Below are 13,937 nucleotides of genomic sequence, written 5' to 3'. Positions count from 1 at the left end.
CATGGTGGCGCTGCACCTGATCCGCCATGGCCAGGCCTCCTTCGGGGCGGACGATTACGACCGGCTGTCGGCGCTGGGCATCGCCCAGGGCCGGGTGGTGGGCCGGCAGCTGGGCGCCCGGTTGGGGGCGGCGGACATCGTCGCCATCAGCGGCAGCCTGAACCGTCACCGCGACACCGCCGCCGCCTGCCTTGAGGCCATGGGCCGGGGCGGCACGGCCTTGTCCATCGATCCCGACCTGAATGAGTACGACCCGGCCGACGTGGTCGCCTGCCATCGTCCCGATTTGGCCGACGCCGCCGCGCTCAGGGCGGAACTGGCCACCGCGCCCGATCCCCGGCGTGCCTACCAGGCCTTGTTCGCCGAGGCGGTGGCCCGCTGGATGGGAGGCCAGCACGATGGCGACTACACCGAATGCTGGCCGGTGTTCCGCAACCGTGTGCTGGCCGGCTTGGCCCGGGCGGCGCAAGCGGGCGCCCAGGCGGGCAACACCGTCCTGGTCTTCACCTCCGGCGGGCCCATCATGGCGGCGGTGCAGGCGGTGCTGGGTTTGGATGATGCCGGCGCCCGGCAGGTGCACTGGGCCCTGGTCAACGGCGGCGTCACCAAGCTGCTGGCCTCATCCAAGGCCGTGGGCCGGGTGGGGACGGGCTGGTCGCTGTCCAGCCTGAACGAGCAGGCGGGCCTGGACGGCCCGGGCGGCCTGCTGACGTATCGCTGAGGAACCGAGATGCCGGCCAAGACCATCCTCATCACCGGCGCCAGCTCCGGCTTGGGCCTGGGCATGGCCCGGGAATTCGCCGCCCTGGGCCGCGACCTCGCCCTGTGCGCCCGCCGCACCGACAGGCTGGAGGCGCTGCGGGACGAGCTGCTGCGGGCCCACCCCGGCATCCGGGTATCCATCCGCCCGCTGGACGTCACCGACCATGCGGCGGTGTTCGAAACCTTTCGTGCTTTCGATACCGAAATGGGTGGGCTGGACCGTGTCATCGTGAATGCCGGCATCGGCTCCGGCCGGCGCATCGGCACCGGACATTTCGCCGACAACCTGGCCACGGCCCAGACCAACTTCGTGGCGGCCCTCGCGCAATGCGAGGCGGCGCTTGAGCTGTTCCGGACCCGGAACAAAGGCCATCTGGTGGTCATTTCTTCCATGAGCGCGCTGCGTGGCCTGCCCAAGCATATGACCACCTACGCCGCCACCAAGGCCGGCTTGGCCGCCCTGACGGAGGGCATCCAGGCCGACCTGCTGCGCAGCCCCATCCGGGTCAGCAGCATCCTGCCCGGCTATATCCGCACCGAACTGAACGAGGGCGCCAAGCGCCTGCCCTTCGCCGTCCCCGGCGACGTGGGCAGCCGCCTGCTGGTGCGCGCCATCGAGCGGGAGCCGGCCAAGGCCTATGTCCCCGCCTGGCCCTGGGCCTATATGGCGCCGATCATGAAACTGCTGCCCCTGTCGCTGGTGGCCAAGCTGGCTTAAGTGCCCTTGCGCCGCCAGCGGCGCCAGACCACCCGCAGCAGCCAGCCGGTCAAAGCCGCCAGCGGCAGCCAGGGCAGGATGCGGGCGGTGAAGGTCATGACGTTGGCCAACGAGTCCACCAGGATGTCGCCGAAATCCTTGGCGGCGGTTTTCAGTGGCCGCCAATCCACGCCGTTGGGCTTGGGCTCATCCGGCTGGATGCCGTCATAGCGGATGTCGACCTTCACCATCTCGGTCTGGGTGCGCAGATAGTCGCGCTGGGCGGTGGCGCTTTCGATGTCGCCCTGCACCTGGGCCAGGGTGTGTTCCACGTTCAGCAGGTCGCTGACGTTCTTGGTGTTGGTCTGATGCAACAGCGCGGTCAGCCGCTCCCGCAAGGCGATCTTGGTTTCCAGCCGCTTGTCGACGTCCAGCACGGCCAGCGTCTTGTCCTCGCTGGTTTCCGAATGGGCGGCGATCTCCGCTGGCGGGGCCGCCAGGCCGGCGGTGAAAGGGGCCAAGGCCGCTGGTGGCAGCCGCAGGCTGGTATGGGCGGTGACTTGGCCCCGGAATCCGGTACGGTTCAGCTGGGACTCGAGAATCTCGCACCCCAGTTTGGCGCAGGCGTCCAAGTCGCGGCGCTGTGCCATCTCCACCGCCTCGGCCGGCAGGCGCAGGGTATAGCTGTGGCTGAGGGCCACATATCGACGCTTCATGGCCTCCAGGCCCGGCTGTGGCGCCATGCCAAAAGAGGGGACGAAATCCTCCTTCGATCCTGGGACGGGCCCCATCGGCCGGGGTACCGCCGCCATTTCCCTCTTTTCCGGTGCCTTGCCGCAGGCCCCCAGCGCCAGGCAAGCGGCCGCCACCAGCAGCAGGCGCCGCTGGCCCCTCCATCGCATCATGGTACGATCCCCATCGCAGAAATTGAACGTTGGTGGATCCTTAGAGCCCTTAGTGGCAAATCTCGGAAGGAATCGTGGCTTTATCGCCTCGATTCATCTATCGCCGCAGCCAGGGGGCGGCCGGTGTCCAGAAGATGATGTCCACGCCCAGATAGCGCTCGGCATAGTCCACCAGCGCCTGCCTGGTGAAGGGCTTGCCGGTCTCGGGGTTGGTGTAGGTCAGGGTGGGTTCCTGCACCGCCATGGCGACCAGGGGCAGGCGGCCCCGATATCGGTTGAAGAAGGGATAGGCGTTGGCCATCTGGGCCTTGCGGCCGGGGACGATGTCCGGCCCGCCCAGGCCCACGCCGTTGGCGGCGGCGAAGGCGAACAGGCGGGACATATAGTGGTGGTCGTCCCCCCACTCGCAGGGCCAGAAGTTCACGTATTGCACCACCCGGGACCGGGTGAAGGCCCGGCGGGTGGCGGCCAGGTTGTCCAGCGTGGCATCGACATAGGCGTCGCAGCTGAAGCCGGCGTTGGGCTGTCTGGGATCGATGTCGGCGGCCGTTTCCGGCAGGGTGATGGCCAGCACCCGGCCGTCGAAGCGCTCGGCCAGCGCCGCCAGCAGGGCCTGGTAGCGGGCACGCAGGGGCGGGTTCCACTGGGCCGCCACCCAGCCCTGGGCAACGGGCTTGCCCTGGCCCGGCCGATCGATCTGCGCCACCAGCCCACCGCCATAGGTAGGGTCGGTCAGCAGATAGTCCGGCAGGTTGCGCGCCTTGGGCGTGAAGAAGCGGTCCTGCACTTGAATGACCAGCTTCTTGCCCAGGGGCTCCAGCCGCGCCAGCGCCGCGTCGATGGCGCCGAAGTCGTACTCGCCCCGCGCCGGCTCCAGGCCTTTCCAGGAATAGACCAGTTGCACCCCCTCGACCTCCGGCCGGTAGAGCATGGCGTCATACCGGCCCAGCGCGTCGGCCGGCATGTAGAGGAAGGTGCGGGGCGCCGCCGCCTGTGCGGGCAGGCTGAACAGCAGGAGGGCGAGAAGGCCGGGGATCAGGCGGGTCATGGCGCGTGATACGGGCGCGGGCCGGTATCGCCTGCGGTGCGGCTTCGCATTCTCAAAGGGTTGGTAACGCCGCCCGCGCTGAAACGCAGCGTTAATACGAAACGGTATCGGGCCTTTCGGCTGAATACAACCAGGAATACCAAAGGGTTCGCGGAAACAAATATTCAATGGTTGTGACAAATCCTGTCCATCTGGTCATGTTTTTTCGGCCGCAGGGCCGGCGGCCATTGACAGGGCGGGGATGGCCCGCCATCAACGGGGCGCGATACTGCGGTTGCGAAACCAAGGGGGCGGTTGGTGGTGAAGGCAAGGACCTGGCCGGTCATGGCCGTGGTGGTGGCGATGGGGCTGTCGCTGCTAGGGGCCACCGGCGCCCGCGCGGCCCAGTCCGGGACGACCAGGCCGGCAGCGGGGGAATCGGCGCCCTTCCTGGTCGTCAGCGACATGCACTTCAACCCGCTGGACGACACCAGTCTGGCCGCACGGCTGGACGCGGCGCCGGCCAAGGACTGGCCGGCCATCCTGGACGGCACGGCCGGCCGCCGCCTGTCGCCCTTCGGCCGGGACAGCAACTGGTTCGTGTTGCGCTCCGCCCTGGCCGCCATGCGGCACGCCCAGCCGCACCCGGCCTATATCCTGCACACCGGCGACATGCTGGCCCACGATTTCCGCGACACGTTCGAGGCGGCGTTGCCGGCGCACAAAGGGGATGAGGCCGCCTACCGCGCCTTCGCCCTGAAAACGGTCACCACCCTGCTGGAAACCCTGCGCCGCACTTTCCCCGGCGTGCCGGTGCTGACGGCGCTGGGCAACAACGACAGCTATTGCGGCGACTACGCCGTGGAACCCAGCGGCCAGTTCCTGGGCGACACCCTGCCGCTGTTGACCCAGGGCTTCGGTCGTACCCTGAACGGCCGGGCGGACCAGGCCGGCATCGGGCGCGACTGGCGCCAGGCCGGCAACTACGTCATTCCGCATCCGACGCTGAAGGGCGTGCGCATCCTGTCCTTCGATACGGTGATGCTGACCCGCAAATACAAGAACAACTGCGGCCGGGCGGATGACACGCCGCAGGACACCACGCTGGCCTGGCTGCACCAAGCCCTGGCCGACGCCAGGGCTGCAGGCGACAGCGTTTGGCTGATCACACACGTGGTGCCGGGCATCGATGGCTTCGCCACCGCCAACAACTGGTCCAAGGCGGCCAAGGCGGCGGCGGTGGCCGGCCAACCGATACCTGCCTGCACCGCGCCCGTGGAACTGTTCGCCCCCGGCATGGAGGCGCGGTTCGAGGCGGAGCTGGCGCAGTATCACGACATCATCAAGGTGCTGTTCGCCGGCCACATCCATATGGACGACCTGCGCCTGGTGGGGCCGCCGGGTGCCGGCGTGCCCGTGCTGGTGACTCCGGCCGTCAGCCCGGTCTACCAGCAAAGCCCGTCGTTCAAGCTGGGCCAGGCGGCGCCCGACGGCACCATCACCCACCTGACCACCTATTACCTGACCAACCTGAGCGATCAGCCCAGCGTGGCCAACGCGCATTGGGTGCCGGAATACGACACCGCGCAGGCCTGGGGCGCCAAGCCGCTGAGTCCCGATGCCCTGCGCGGCATCATCGCGCATATCCGTGACAGCGGCCCCGCCCGCGCGCTCTACCGCAGCATCTACAGCGTCGCCCGGCCCCAGGCCTCCGCCATGATTCCGGATAACCAGGCGCTGTACCTCTGTGCCCTGGATAACACCCTGGCGGAGGCCTACACCCGCTGCGCCTGCCCGGCCCCCTGAAGGAGCAACCATGTCCGTCCGCGCCCTCATCCTCGCCCTGTCCCTGACGGTGCTGGCCGGTTGCGCCAACCAGGCGGGGCCGGTGGCGGACCTGCCCAACCTGGGCGTGGTGAAGACCCAGTTGGTGGCCTATCACGACAGTGGCGCCTATGATCGCGACCTGGCACGCGTGGCGGGGGAGGCTGGGGCCTGGATCACGGCGCGCGCCGCCACCTTGCCGGCCGGATCCCACCCCGCCCTGGTGCTGGACATTGACGAGACCTCGCTCAGCAACTGGCTGCAGCTGAAGATCAACGACTTCGGCTACATCAAGGCCGGCGGCTGCGATCTGGACCGGGGGCCCTGCGCGGCCCCGGCGTGGGAGATGATGGGACGCGCCGCCGTCATCGCGCCGACGCTGGAACTCTACCGCCAGGCGCGGGCGGCGGGCGTCGCGGTGTTCTTCATCACCGGCCGGCCGGAGACGGAGCGCGAGGCCACCGCCCGCAACCTGGCGGCCGCCGGGTATGAGGGCTGGGCCGGCTTGGTGCTGCGAGCCGCCGGTGCCCATGGCTCTGCGGCGGATTACAAGGCGGCGGAGCGGGCGCGCATCGAGGCGCAGGGCTACACCATCATCGCCAACATGGGCGACCAGGACAGCGACCTGGCCGGCGGCCACGCCGAGCGCACCTTCAAGCTGGCCAATCCCTTCTACTTCATCCCCTAAATCCTTAAGCCGGCCTGTCAATCTTGCAATTAAAGCGGGCCGCCCGCATCCTCGGCCACGACCCCGCGCAACCGCGGGGGCCAGCGCCGCGTGGCGGCGGAGTGGATGCCTTGGGGGGCGGGGATGAGCGGGGAGATCGACGCGGCCGGTGGCCTGGCGGAAGCCAGCCTGGTGGCCAGGGCCATCGAGGGCGAACGGCACCACACGGCCGTCAGCCATGAGGACGGGCACCACCGTTGCGCCAACTGCGGTGCGCATCTGGCCGGCGCCTATTGCCATGCCTGCGGACAGCCGGGGCACGTCCACCGGTCCATGCTGCACATCGCGGAAGAGTTCTTCCACGGCATCCTGCATTTCGACAGCAAGGTCTGGCGCACCTTTCCCATGCTGGCGTTCCGGCCGGGCAAGCTGACGCGCAACTATGTTCACGGCCACCGCGTGCGCTATGTCTCGCCCCTGGCGCTGTTCCTGTTCTGCGTCTTCCTCATGTTCTTCTCCCTGTCCTTCATCGATACCCCCAACAAGGTGATCAACGGCAACGCGTTGAAGAACCTGGACCACGGATCCATGGCCGACGGCCGGGTCGAGCTGGAATCGGCGGTGAACGACGCGAAGGCGGAACTGCAGGACGCGGAAAACGACCTGGCCGAGGCGCGGCAGGACGGCGGCAACATCGACAAGGCCACCGTCCGCCGGGACAAGCGCCAGCAGGAACTGAAGGTGGCGGAGGCCGTGCTGAAGGCCTTCGATGTGGCGGCGGAGAAGGTTGGCCAAGCGGCGTCCACCGCTTCAGCTCCGGCCCCGGCCGGCGCCCCGGCTCCGGCGGAAGGGGTACCGCCGCCAGCGCCTACGGCCGCCCCCGATGCGGCGGCATCTTCAGCCGAGCCCCAGGCCCAGCCCCATAAACCCACCAAGGAAGAGCATCGCCAGCAACAGGTGGCCAAGCTGTTCGGCGCCACGGACGAGGAGCCGGCCACGGGTGATGAGCCGTCCTGGGCGCGGGCGGCCAAGCGCCTGGCCGATTCCAAGGAGATGTTCGACGTCGACCTCGGCATGCCGAAGCTGGAGGAACACATCCGCCACGCCCTGCGCAACCCCGAGCTGACGCTCTACAAGATGAAGGAATCGGCCTCCAAGCTGTCCTTCCTGCTGGTCCCGCTATCCGTGCCTTTCATCTGGCTGATGTTCCTGTTCAAGCGCGGCATCTACCTCTACGACCACGTGGTCTTCGCGCTGCACTCCCTGTCCTTCATGGCCGTGCTGACGGCGGTGGCCGCTCTCGGCTCCCGCGCCGGGCTGGGGGCGGCCGCCATCGGCAGCCTCATGTGCTTCGCCCCGCCCGTCCACATGTACGCCCATCTGAAGGGGGCCTACCGCCTCGGCACCTTCGGCGCCTTGTGGCGCACCATGGTGCTGCTGTGGGTGGCCCTGCTGGCGCTGACCTTCTACCTGGTCTTCATCGTCTCCATGGGGCTGGTGGAGTAAGGGCGCCTACTCCAGGCTTTCGGTCAGGCTGGCGGCGATGGCGCGGGTGGGTGTGGTGGCGTCGGGGTTGGCCAGGGCCAGCACACGGCGGCCCTGGCGGGTGTAGGCCATGGCGGCGCGGATCTGCGGGTCGTTGCGGAACAGCGCCATGAAGGACCCGTCGGCGTAGGCCTGATACAGCCCGTCCTGCAGCATGTCGGCCAGCCGGTCGTCATGCTTGGCCACGAAGAAGTAGAGATAGAAGTCGCGGTAGAAGAGCGCGACGTCGCGGGCCACCGTCACCGGCACGCCGGCCTCACGCGCCCGCTCCACCTCCTGGTCGATGTCCAGGCTGCTGCGCGGCACGGCGTCGGCACCGCCGGTGGCGACCTCGTTGTACAGGTTGCCCGCCGTCTCATGCACCGTCTGGCCGGCGGCGCGCAGCAGATGGGCTTCGGGCCAGCCTTGCCCCTGCGCCAGCGACAGTTGCCCCGGCGACAGGGGCGTGCCGGCATTGATCTTGGCCTGCGTCGCCTCATTCACCGCCAGCAGGCGATAGCCCATCAGGCCCCGATCCAGCGGCACCCGCACCGGCTGGAAGTGCGCCTCCAGCGCCGGCGCGGTGGGCAGCCAATAGACATCCACCGTGCCGTTGTCCGGCTGCTCCAGCAGGCGCAGCACCTGCGCAGTGGGCAGGGCGTGGTTGTCGACCTTCAGCACATAGGGCCGGCCGCTCTTGTCCAGGGCCAGCTTCAGCACCTTCAGCACGTAGGCGGGGGCTGTGCCTTGGTTCAGGGCGTGCACCACCAGCGGTGCCGGGACGGAGGCGCCAGGCATGGCCAGGCCGCCGGTATCGACGGGATCATCGCTGGCGGCCAGGGCGGACACGGCCCAGCAGGCGGGGGTCAGGAAGGCTAGGATCAGGAAGGCGAGGGTCAGCCGCAAGACGGGCTGCCGCTGGCTGAACCGCGGGGCGGGCATCATGGCGCAAACACATCCCTTCGGCCCCTTCTGCCAAAGGGCCGTTGTCGCTTGGTGGTGGCGGGCCCTTCTGGGCCTTGGTACGGCCGACCTTATCGGCGGCTTTTTTCCTGAGGGACCCCTGATCCCGGGGGCCAGGGTTGCCCAAGGGATTGAAGACTACGCCGCCAGTCCTAACCAGTCGTTAAGGCTTGAGCATTAGGTCGCCCGGGTAAACTTGGCGTCATCGCGTGCCGCCGTCTTGTGGGGGTGCGACATTTACGCACGCACCCTCCGGCTATCCCACAGTACAGCTAAAGCATTGAGAAAAATTTCTATAATAATCAATGAATTAATATGATTTTTGCAGCAGATTTCGACAAGTGTCTGTTAATCCCTCTTTAATTGGGGGAGGGGGATCAAGGGGGCGTCATCTCATCGGACCGCCATTGGCCGTCCACAGCAAGCCGCATCCAGGAAAGGACCCCTTATCATGACAGCCTGGCGCAACCTCTCCATCCGCCTGAAGGTCCTGACGGCGTTCCTGGTGGTCTTCCTGGCGACGCTGGGCCTGGGGCTGTTCGGCCTCAGCCGCACGGAAGCGGTAAGCGGCACCGCAGCCGACATGCGCGACAACTGGCTGCCATCGACGGCGTTGCTGGGCCGTCTGGGTGTGGCCGTGGCCGACGCCCGCGTGGTTGAGGGGCGGGTGATCATCGCCGCCAGCGCCAACGACGCGACGCTGATACAGGCCACGGTCAAGCAGTACGCCGGCGCGACCGCCGCCGTGGAAAAGGCGCGCGCCGATTATCAGCCGCTGATAACCGCCGGCACGGATGACGAGCGGCTGATGAAGGAATTCGACGCCAATTGGGTGCAGTACAGGGCCATCGCCGCGCGGGTCCAGGACATGGTGACCAAGGGCGAGGTGGCGCAGGCGTTGCCGCTCTACCTGGGCGAGGGCCTGAAACAATACCAGGCGGCGCGCGATGCCATCATCGCGGACAACGACTTCAACGGGAAAGAGGGCAAGAAGGCGGCCGACGCGGGCCAGGCCCTGTCCGACAATGCGGTGTGGATGACCTGGGTGGCCATCGCCGTCACCGCCCTGCTGTGCGGCGGCGCCACGGTGGTCATCGTCTCGGGCGTCGTCCGTCCCATCGCCCGCACCACCGGCGTGGTCGAGACCATGGCGGCCGGGAACCTGGGGGTCACCGTCACCGACACGGACCGGGGGGACGAGGTGGGCACGTTGGCCCGCGCGCTGGAGGTGTTTCGCGACGGCATGGTCAAGGCCCGCGACCTGGCCCAGGCGCAGGAGCTGGAGCGTCAGGCTAAGGAGCGCCGCGCCGTGGCGCTGGAAGGCCTGGTCCAGGGCTTCGAGGCCAAGGTGGCCCAGTTGGTGGACGCCCTGGCCGGTGCCGCGACGGAAATGCAGGCCACGGCCGAGAGTATGGCCAGCACGGCGGAGCAGACAAACACTCAGTCCAGTGCCGTGGCCGCCGCCGCCCAGCAGGCCTCCGCCAACGTCCAGACCGTGGCCTCCGCCACGGATGAGATGGTGGCGACGGTGCAGGAGATCAGCAGCCAGGTGGAAAAGTCGCGCACCATCGCCACCAAAGCCATCCGGGAGGCGAACGACACCAGCGGCACCGCCCGGCGCCTGGCCGACAGCGCCCAGCGCATCGGCGAGATCGTGCAGCTGATCAGCGCCATCGCCGGGCAGACCAACCTGCTGGCGCTGAACGCCACCATCGAGGCGGCGCGGGCGGGCGAGGCGGGCAAGGGCTTCGCCGTAGTAGCCAGCGAGGTGAAAAGCCTGGCCAACCAGACCGCCAAGGCCACCGGCGACATCGAAAGCCAGATCGGCGAGATCCAGGGCCTGACCACCCAGGCCGTGGCCGCCATCGAGAGCGTCAGCCGCACCATCAACGAGATGTCGGACATCGCCATGGCCATCGCCTCCGCCATCGAGGAGCAGTCGGCCACCACTTCGGAAATCGCCCGCAGCGTGAACGAGGCCGCCAAGGGCACCGAGGACGTGTCACGCAACATCACCGGTGTGCACCAGGCGGCGGTGGCCACCGGCGCCGCTGCCGGCCAGCTGCAGGACTCCGCCCGCGACGTATCGCATCAGGCGGAGGATCTGAGCGCCGAGGTGTCGCGCTTCATCATCGGGGTGAAGGCGGCCTGATCCTGCTGTGACGCCTGCTCCAGCGGCCCGGGATCGCAGGATGCCGGGCCGTTCCTTTTCGGGGCTTTAATGAACGGCGGCGCCTTCTGCTATGGAATTTTAATGGCCTGATGGCGGCTCAATGGGGGCCTGGACGACCCCTGCCGGACACGCCGCCATGTTGGGCTTCACCACCCTGATCGACCTCATCACCCATACCCCCGACATCGCCACGGCGGACCAGACGCCGCCGTCGCCGCGCGCGGCCGACTGGTTCTTCGCCACGCCGGCCCACCTGCCGGCCGGCGGTTCCGTGTGCGTCGACCTGGCCGCAGGCCGGGTGTGGATCAGTGATCCCCGCCGTGCCGGCGATTTCCCCCTGGCCGAGGTGGCGGTGCAGCCCATCCGGCCGGCCGACATCGCCCGGCCCGAGGCGCTGGCCCAGGTGGTCCTGTGGGCGGGGGAGCCGGTGCCCTGGCGCTACCGCATCCCCTGCGCCTCCTGGCGGCAGGCCCGCACCGTGGCGGCGGAATTGGCCCTGGTGCTGGAGCGCGCCGCCGGCCAAGAGGGCAGCCGCTGCCTCAGCTTCTGATCTTCTGCCTGTCCTGCGGGCGGGGTACCGCTTCGGCCGGTGCGGCGCGAGGTTGGCCCCGCCCTGGGTAGGCCGCCGGTCCAGACCCCCCGGCGGCCTATTCCCTTTGTGCGACGCAAAACCTTCTTCGCACCTGCGAGAGCGCTTGGTTATACTGCGGCCTCGCGGGGTTATCCCTGGCGCCTGAGCGGCCGGCGTATGGGAAAGACGAAGAGGGAAAGCTGATGGCCTTTACCGACGCGACCAGCCCAAAGCGGTCATTCGAGATGCCCGAGGGCTTCCTGGATCCCACCAATCACTGGCCTTTCCGCCTGTGGCAGGATGGGCTGGCCTACACGGTCGACGCCTTCCAGCGCACCGCGTTGGTGATGGACGTGCTGCGGCAGCGCGGCGCCCAGTACCATGAGCACATGGCCCAGACGGCGCCCACGGTGCTCAGCTTCGAAAGCGAGACGGTGCTAGATGGCGCCACCTTGCCCCGGCCGGTGAATTATTCGCTGCAGCGCATCATTCCGCCGGCGGGCGTCGAGCTGGACCTGAAGAAGCGCCCCTTCGTCATCGTCGATCCCCGCGCCGGCCACGGCCCCGGCATCGGCGGCTTCAAGTCGGACAGCGAGATCGGCGTGGCCCTGGCCGCCGGCCATCCCTGCTATTTCATCGGCTTCCTGCCGCGCCCGGTGCCGGGCCAGACGGTGGAGGACGTGATCGCGGCCGAGGCCGCCTGCCTGGAAAAGGTCATCGCGCTGCATCCGGAGGCCGAGGGCAAGCCGGTGGTCATCGGCAACTGCCAGGCCGGCTGGCAGCTGATGATGACGGCGGCCATCCGCCCCGACCTGTTCGGCCCCATCATCATCGCCGGCACGCCGCTGTCCTTCTGGGCCGGCCATCGCGGGCAGGACCCCATGCGCTACAGCGGCGGCCTGCTGGGCGGCAGCTGGCTGACGGCTTTCGCCAGCGACCTGGGCGCCGGCCTGTTCGACGGCGCCTGGCTGGTGCAGAATTTCGAGAACCTGAACCCCGCCAACACCCTGGTGGGCAAGCAGTACGCCCTATGGGACAAGGTCGACACCGAGGCGCCGCGCTACCTGGGCTTCGAGAAGTGGTGGAACGGCCACGTCCTGCTGAACGGCGAGGAAATCCAGTACATCGTCGACAAGCTGTTCGTGGGCAATCGCCTGGCCACCGCCGACATCGTCACCAAGGACGGCGTGCGCGTGGACCTGCGGGCCATCCGCTCCCCCATCATCGTCTTCTGCTCCAAGGGTGACAACATCTCTCCGCCGCCGCAGGCGCTGGGCTGGATTTGCGACCTGTATGAAAGCGTGGACGACATCCGCTGCCACGGCCAGACCATCGTCTACGCCGTGCATGAAAGCGTCGGCCACCTGGGCATCTTCGTCTCCGCCGCCGTGGCGCGGAAGGAGCATCGCGAGTTCGCGTCCAACATCGACTTCATCGACGTGCTGCCCCCCGGCCTGTACGAGGCGCAGATCCTGCCGGCCGAGGCCGCCCCCTCCGGCCAGTCTGGGCAGGAGGGCGACCCCAACGTCCTGCGCTTCGCCGCCCGCAGCATCAATGACGTGGCGGCCCACGTCGAACCCCTGCCGGATGACGAACGCCGCTTCGCCACCGTGTCCCGTCTCTCGCGCGTAACACTGGGTCTGTACCGCGACCTGGTGCAGCCCTGGGTGCGCCAGCTGGTGGGGGAGACGACGGCGGAAATCCTGCGCAGCCTTCACCCCTTGCGCCTCAGCTACGAACTGTTTTCCGATACCAACCCCTGGCTGAACGGCGTGCCGGAACTGGCCGCCGCCGCCCGGCGCGACCGTCGCCCGGTGGGGTCGGAGAACATCTGGCGCAACCTGGAACAGCGCCTGGCCCGCCAGATGGAAACGGCGCTGGACGTCTACCGCGACCGCCGCGACGCGACGGCGGAGGCACTGTTCATGGGCATCTACGGGCACCCGCTGACCCAGGCGCTGTTCGGCCTGAACGCCGACGACGCCCCGCCCCGGAGCCATCCCGGCGAGACCCCGGAACACCGCCGCTTCCTGGCGGAACAGGGGGCGGAGTTGCGCCGGCGCCTGCATGTGGGCGGCCTGCGCGAGGCCGGCATGCGCGCCCTGCTGCATGTGGCGCTGGCGGAGCGCATGGCCGACGCCCGGGGCTTCAACGCCCTGCGGGCTTTGCGCGACACCCACGGCCGGGGCCTGGAACTGGCGGAGTTCAAGCGGCTGGTGCGCGACCAGTTCCTGATGCTGCTGCTGGACCCGGCCGCGGCACTGGAGACCCTGCCCGACCTACTGGCTGGCGCCACGGTGGAGGAAATCACCCGCGTCTCGGAAGATCTGGTGATGGTGGCCGGCGCCGCCGGGCCGCTGGACACCAAGGGCCAGGAACGGCTGGACAGCATGGTGGCCCTGTTCCAGGACCTGGCCGCCAGGGCGCCCAGGGCCCCGGGCAAGGCCTCTCCCGCCGCCACCGCGCCGGCGCCCGACACCAGCCTGCCCAACCCGGTGCTGGACCAGGCACCGGCGGCGGCTGCCCCCGCCGCCGCGGCGGAGCCCAGCGCGCCGACGCCGCCCCGGTCCAAACCCACCGCCGCCAAGGTGCGCCGGGCCAAGGCGGCCCCCACGCCGACGGAGCCCCCGCCCGCCGAGACCTCCGTCATCACTGAAGAACCCACCACCAGCCCGCCGGTGGAGGTGGCGGCCGAACCCAAGCCCGGCCCCGTGGCCACGGCCCCGGTGACCGTGCCCCAGCGCGCCCCGACCCCCCGCCGCGCCAAGGCGCCCCGGCGGTAAGGATCGCGCATTCACACGTCCTGCGGGCAAATGCCGTTGGT

11 protein-coding genes are annotated in these 13,937 nt (G+C 68.9%); 8 read left to right on the top strand and 3 right to left on the bottom strand.

The genetic code is table 11. The annotated features are described in order from the left end of the window. Position 1 precedes the first annotated feature (1 nt). Positions 2-721 carry a histidine phosphatase family protein gene (locus FBZ87_RS02195; RefSeq protein ID WP_145608736.1) on the top strand — a complete coding sequence of 240 codons (720 nt, stop codon included), beginning with the start codon at positions 2-4 and terminating at the stop codon, positions 719-721. A gap of 9 nt (positions 722-730) precedes the next feature. Next, a complete protein-coding gene (locus FBZ87_RS02190) occupies positions 731-1,480 on the top strand; it encodes an SDR family oxidoreductase (RefSeq protein ID WP_145608735.1) in 750 nt (249 codons plus the stop codon). On the opposite strand, the gene FBZ87_RS02185 is transcribed toward FBZ87_RS02190, so the two are convergent. Together FBZ87_RS02185 and FBZ87_RS02180 are read right to left on the bottom strand one after the other, a co-directional pair. Next, positions 1,477-2,364 carry a DUF4349 domain-containing protein gene (locus tag FBZ87_RS02185; protein ID WP_145608734.1) on the bottom strand — a complete coding sequence of 296 codons (888 nt, stop codon included), beginning with the start codon at positions 2,362-2,364 and terminating at the stop codon, positions 1,477-1,479. The genes FBZ87_RS02190 and FBZ87_RS02185 overlap by 4 nt on opposite strands. A gap of 97 nt (positions 2,365-2,461) precedes the next feature. Continuing rightward, positions 2,462-3,412 (bottom strand): beta-galactosidase, encoded by a 951-nt coding sequence (locus FBZ87_RS02180; protein ID WP_145608733.1) that lies wholly within the window; start codon positions 3,410-3,412, stop codon positions 2,462-2,464. A gap of 297 nt (positions 3,413-3,709) precedes the next feature. Here FBZ87_RS02180 and FBZ87_RS02175 point away from each other — a divergent pair, with 297 nt between their 5' ends. The 3 genes from FBZ87_RS02175 to FBZ87_RS02165 all read left to right on the top strand — a co-directional run bounded on the left by FBZ87_RS02175 (position 3,710) and on the right by FBZ87_RS02165 (position 7,388). Beyond that, the gene (locus FBZ87_RS02175; protein WP_145608732.1) at positions 3,710-5,197 is read left to right on the top strand and encodes a metallophosphoesterase; all 1,488 of its coding nucleotides are present in this window, start codon (positions 3,710-3,712) and stop codon (positions 5,195-5,197) included. 10 nt (positions 5,198-5,207) lie between these two features. Continuing rightward, complete coding sequence (locus tag FBZ87_RS02170) at positions 5,208-5,903, top strand: HAD family acid phosphatase (RefSeq protein ID WP_145608731.1); 696 nt, start codon at positions 5,208-5,210, stop codon at positions 5,901-5,903. Between the two features lie 123 nt (positions 5,904-6,026). Further along, positions 6,027-7,388, top strand: coding sequence for a DUF3667 domain-containing protein (locus tag FBZ87_RS02165; RefSeq protein ID WP_186454522.1), 1,362 nt, complete (start codon positions 6,027-6,029; stop codon positions 7,386-7,388). 6 nt (positions 7,389-7,394) lie between these two features. Here FBZ87_RS02165 and FBZ87_RS02160 read toward each other — a convergent pair whose 3' ends face one another. Next, positions 7,395-8,351, bottom strand: a complete 957-nt coding sequence (locus FBZ87_RS02160; protein ID WP_145608729.1) for a hypothetical protein — start codon at positions 8,349-8,351, stop codon at positions 7,395-7,397. 469 nt (positions 8,352-8,820) lie between these two features. Here FBZ87_RS02160 and FBZ87_RS02155 point away from each other — a divergent pair, with 469 nt between their 5' ends. The 3 genes from FBZ87_RS02155 to FBZ87_RS02145 all read left to right on the top strand — a co-directional run bounded on the left by FBZ87_RS02155 (position 8,821) and on the right by FBZ87_RS02145 (position 13,896). Continuing rightward, positions 8,821-10,521 (top strand): methyl-accepting chemotaxis protein, encoded by a 1,701-nt coding sequence (locus FBZ87_RS02155; RefSeq protein WP_145608728.1) that lies wholly within the window; start codon positions 8,821-8,823, stop codon positions 10,519-10,521. Between the two features lie 157 nt (positions 10,522-10,678). Next, positions 10,679-11,092, top strand: coding sequence for a hypothetical protein (locus FBZ87_RS02150; protein ID WP_145608727.1), 414 nt, complete (start codon positions 10,679-10,681; stop codon positions 11,090-11,092). Positions 11,093-11,316: 224 nt separating this feature from the next. Next, positions 11,317-13,896 carry a DUF3141 domain-containing protein gene (locus tag FBZ87_RS02145; RefSeq protein ID WP_246134188.1) on the top strand — a complete coding sequence of 860 codons (2,580 nt, stop codon included), beginning with the start codon at positions 11,317-11,319 and terminating at the stop codon, positions 13,894-13,896. Positions 13,897-13,937: the final 41 nt, after the last annotated feature.

This window comes from Nitrospirillum amazonense (assembly GCF_007828035.1).
In the GTDB taxonomy this organism is placed as follows: Bacteria; Pseudomonadota; Alphaproteobacteria; order Azospirillales; family Azospirillaceae; genus Nitrospirillum; species Nitrospirillum amazonense.
The sequence above is the reverse complement of the archived record's forward strand: the minus strand, read 5'-3'. Positions and strand labels throughout refer to the sequence as shown.

Coding starts and splice junctions, on each gene's coding strand:
- FBZ87_RS02195 (WP_145608736.1), top strand. CDS start 2: ATGGTGGCGCTGCACCTGATCCGCCATGGCCAGGCCTCCTTCGGGGCG.
- FBZ87_RS02190 (WP_145608735.1), top strand. CDS start 731: ATGCCGGCCAAGACCATCCTCATCACCGGCGCCAGCTCCGGCTTGGGC.
- FBZ87_RS02185 (WP_145608734.1), bottom strand. CDS start 2,364: ATGATGCGATGGAGGGGCCAGCGGCGCCTGCTGCTGGTGGCGGCCGCT.
- FBZ87_RS02180 (WP_145608733.1), bottom strand. CDS start 3,412: ATGACCCGCCTGATCCCCGGCCTTCTCGCCCTCCTGCTGTTCAGCCTG.
- FBZ87_RS02170 (WP_145608731.1), top strand. CDS start 5,208: ATGTCCGTCCGCGCCCTCATCCTCGCCCTGTCCCTGACGGTGCTGGCC.
- FBZ87_RS02165 (WP_186454522.1), top strand. CDS start 6,027: ATGAGCGGGGAGATCGACGCGGCCGGTGGCCTGGCGGAAGCCAGCCTG.
- FBZ87_RS02160 (WP_145608729.1), bottom strand. CDS start 8,351: ATGATGCCCGCCCCGCGGTTCAGCCAGCGGCAGCCCGTCTTGCGGCTG.
- FBZ87_RS02155 (WP_145608728.1), top strand. CDS start 8,821: ATGACAGCCTGGCGCAACCTCTCCATCCGCCTGAAGGTCCTGACGGCG.
- FBZ87_RS02150 (WP_145608727.1), top strand. CDS start 10,679: ATGTTGGGCTTCACCACCCTGATCGACCTCATCACCCATACCCCCGAC.
- FBZ87_RS02145 (WP_246134188.1), top strand. CDS start 11,317: ATGGCCTTTACCGACGCGACCAGCCCAAAGCGGTCATTCGAGATGCCC.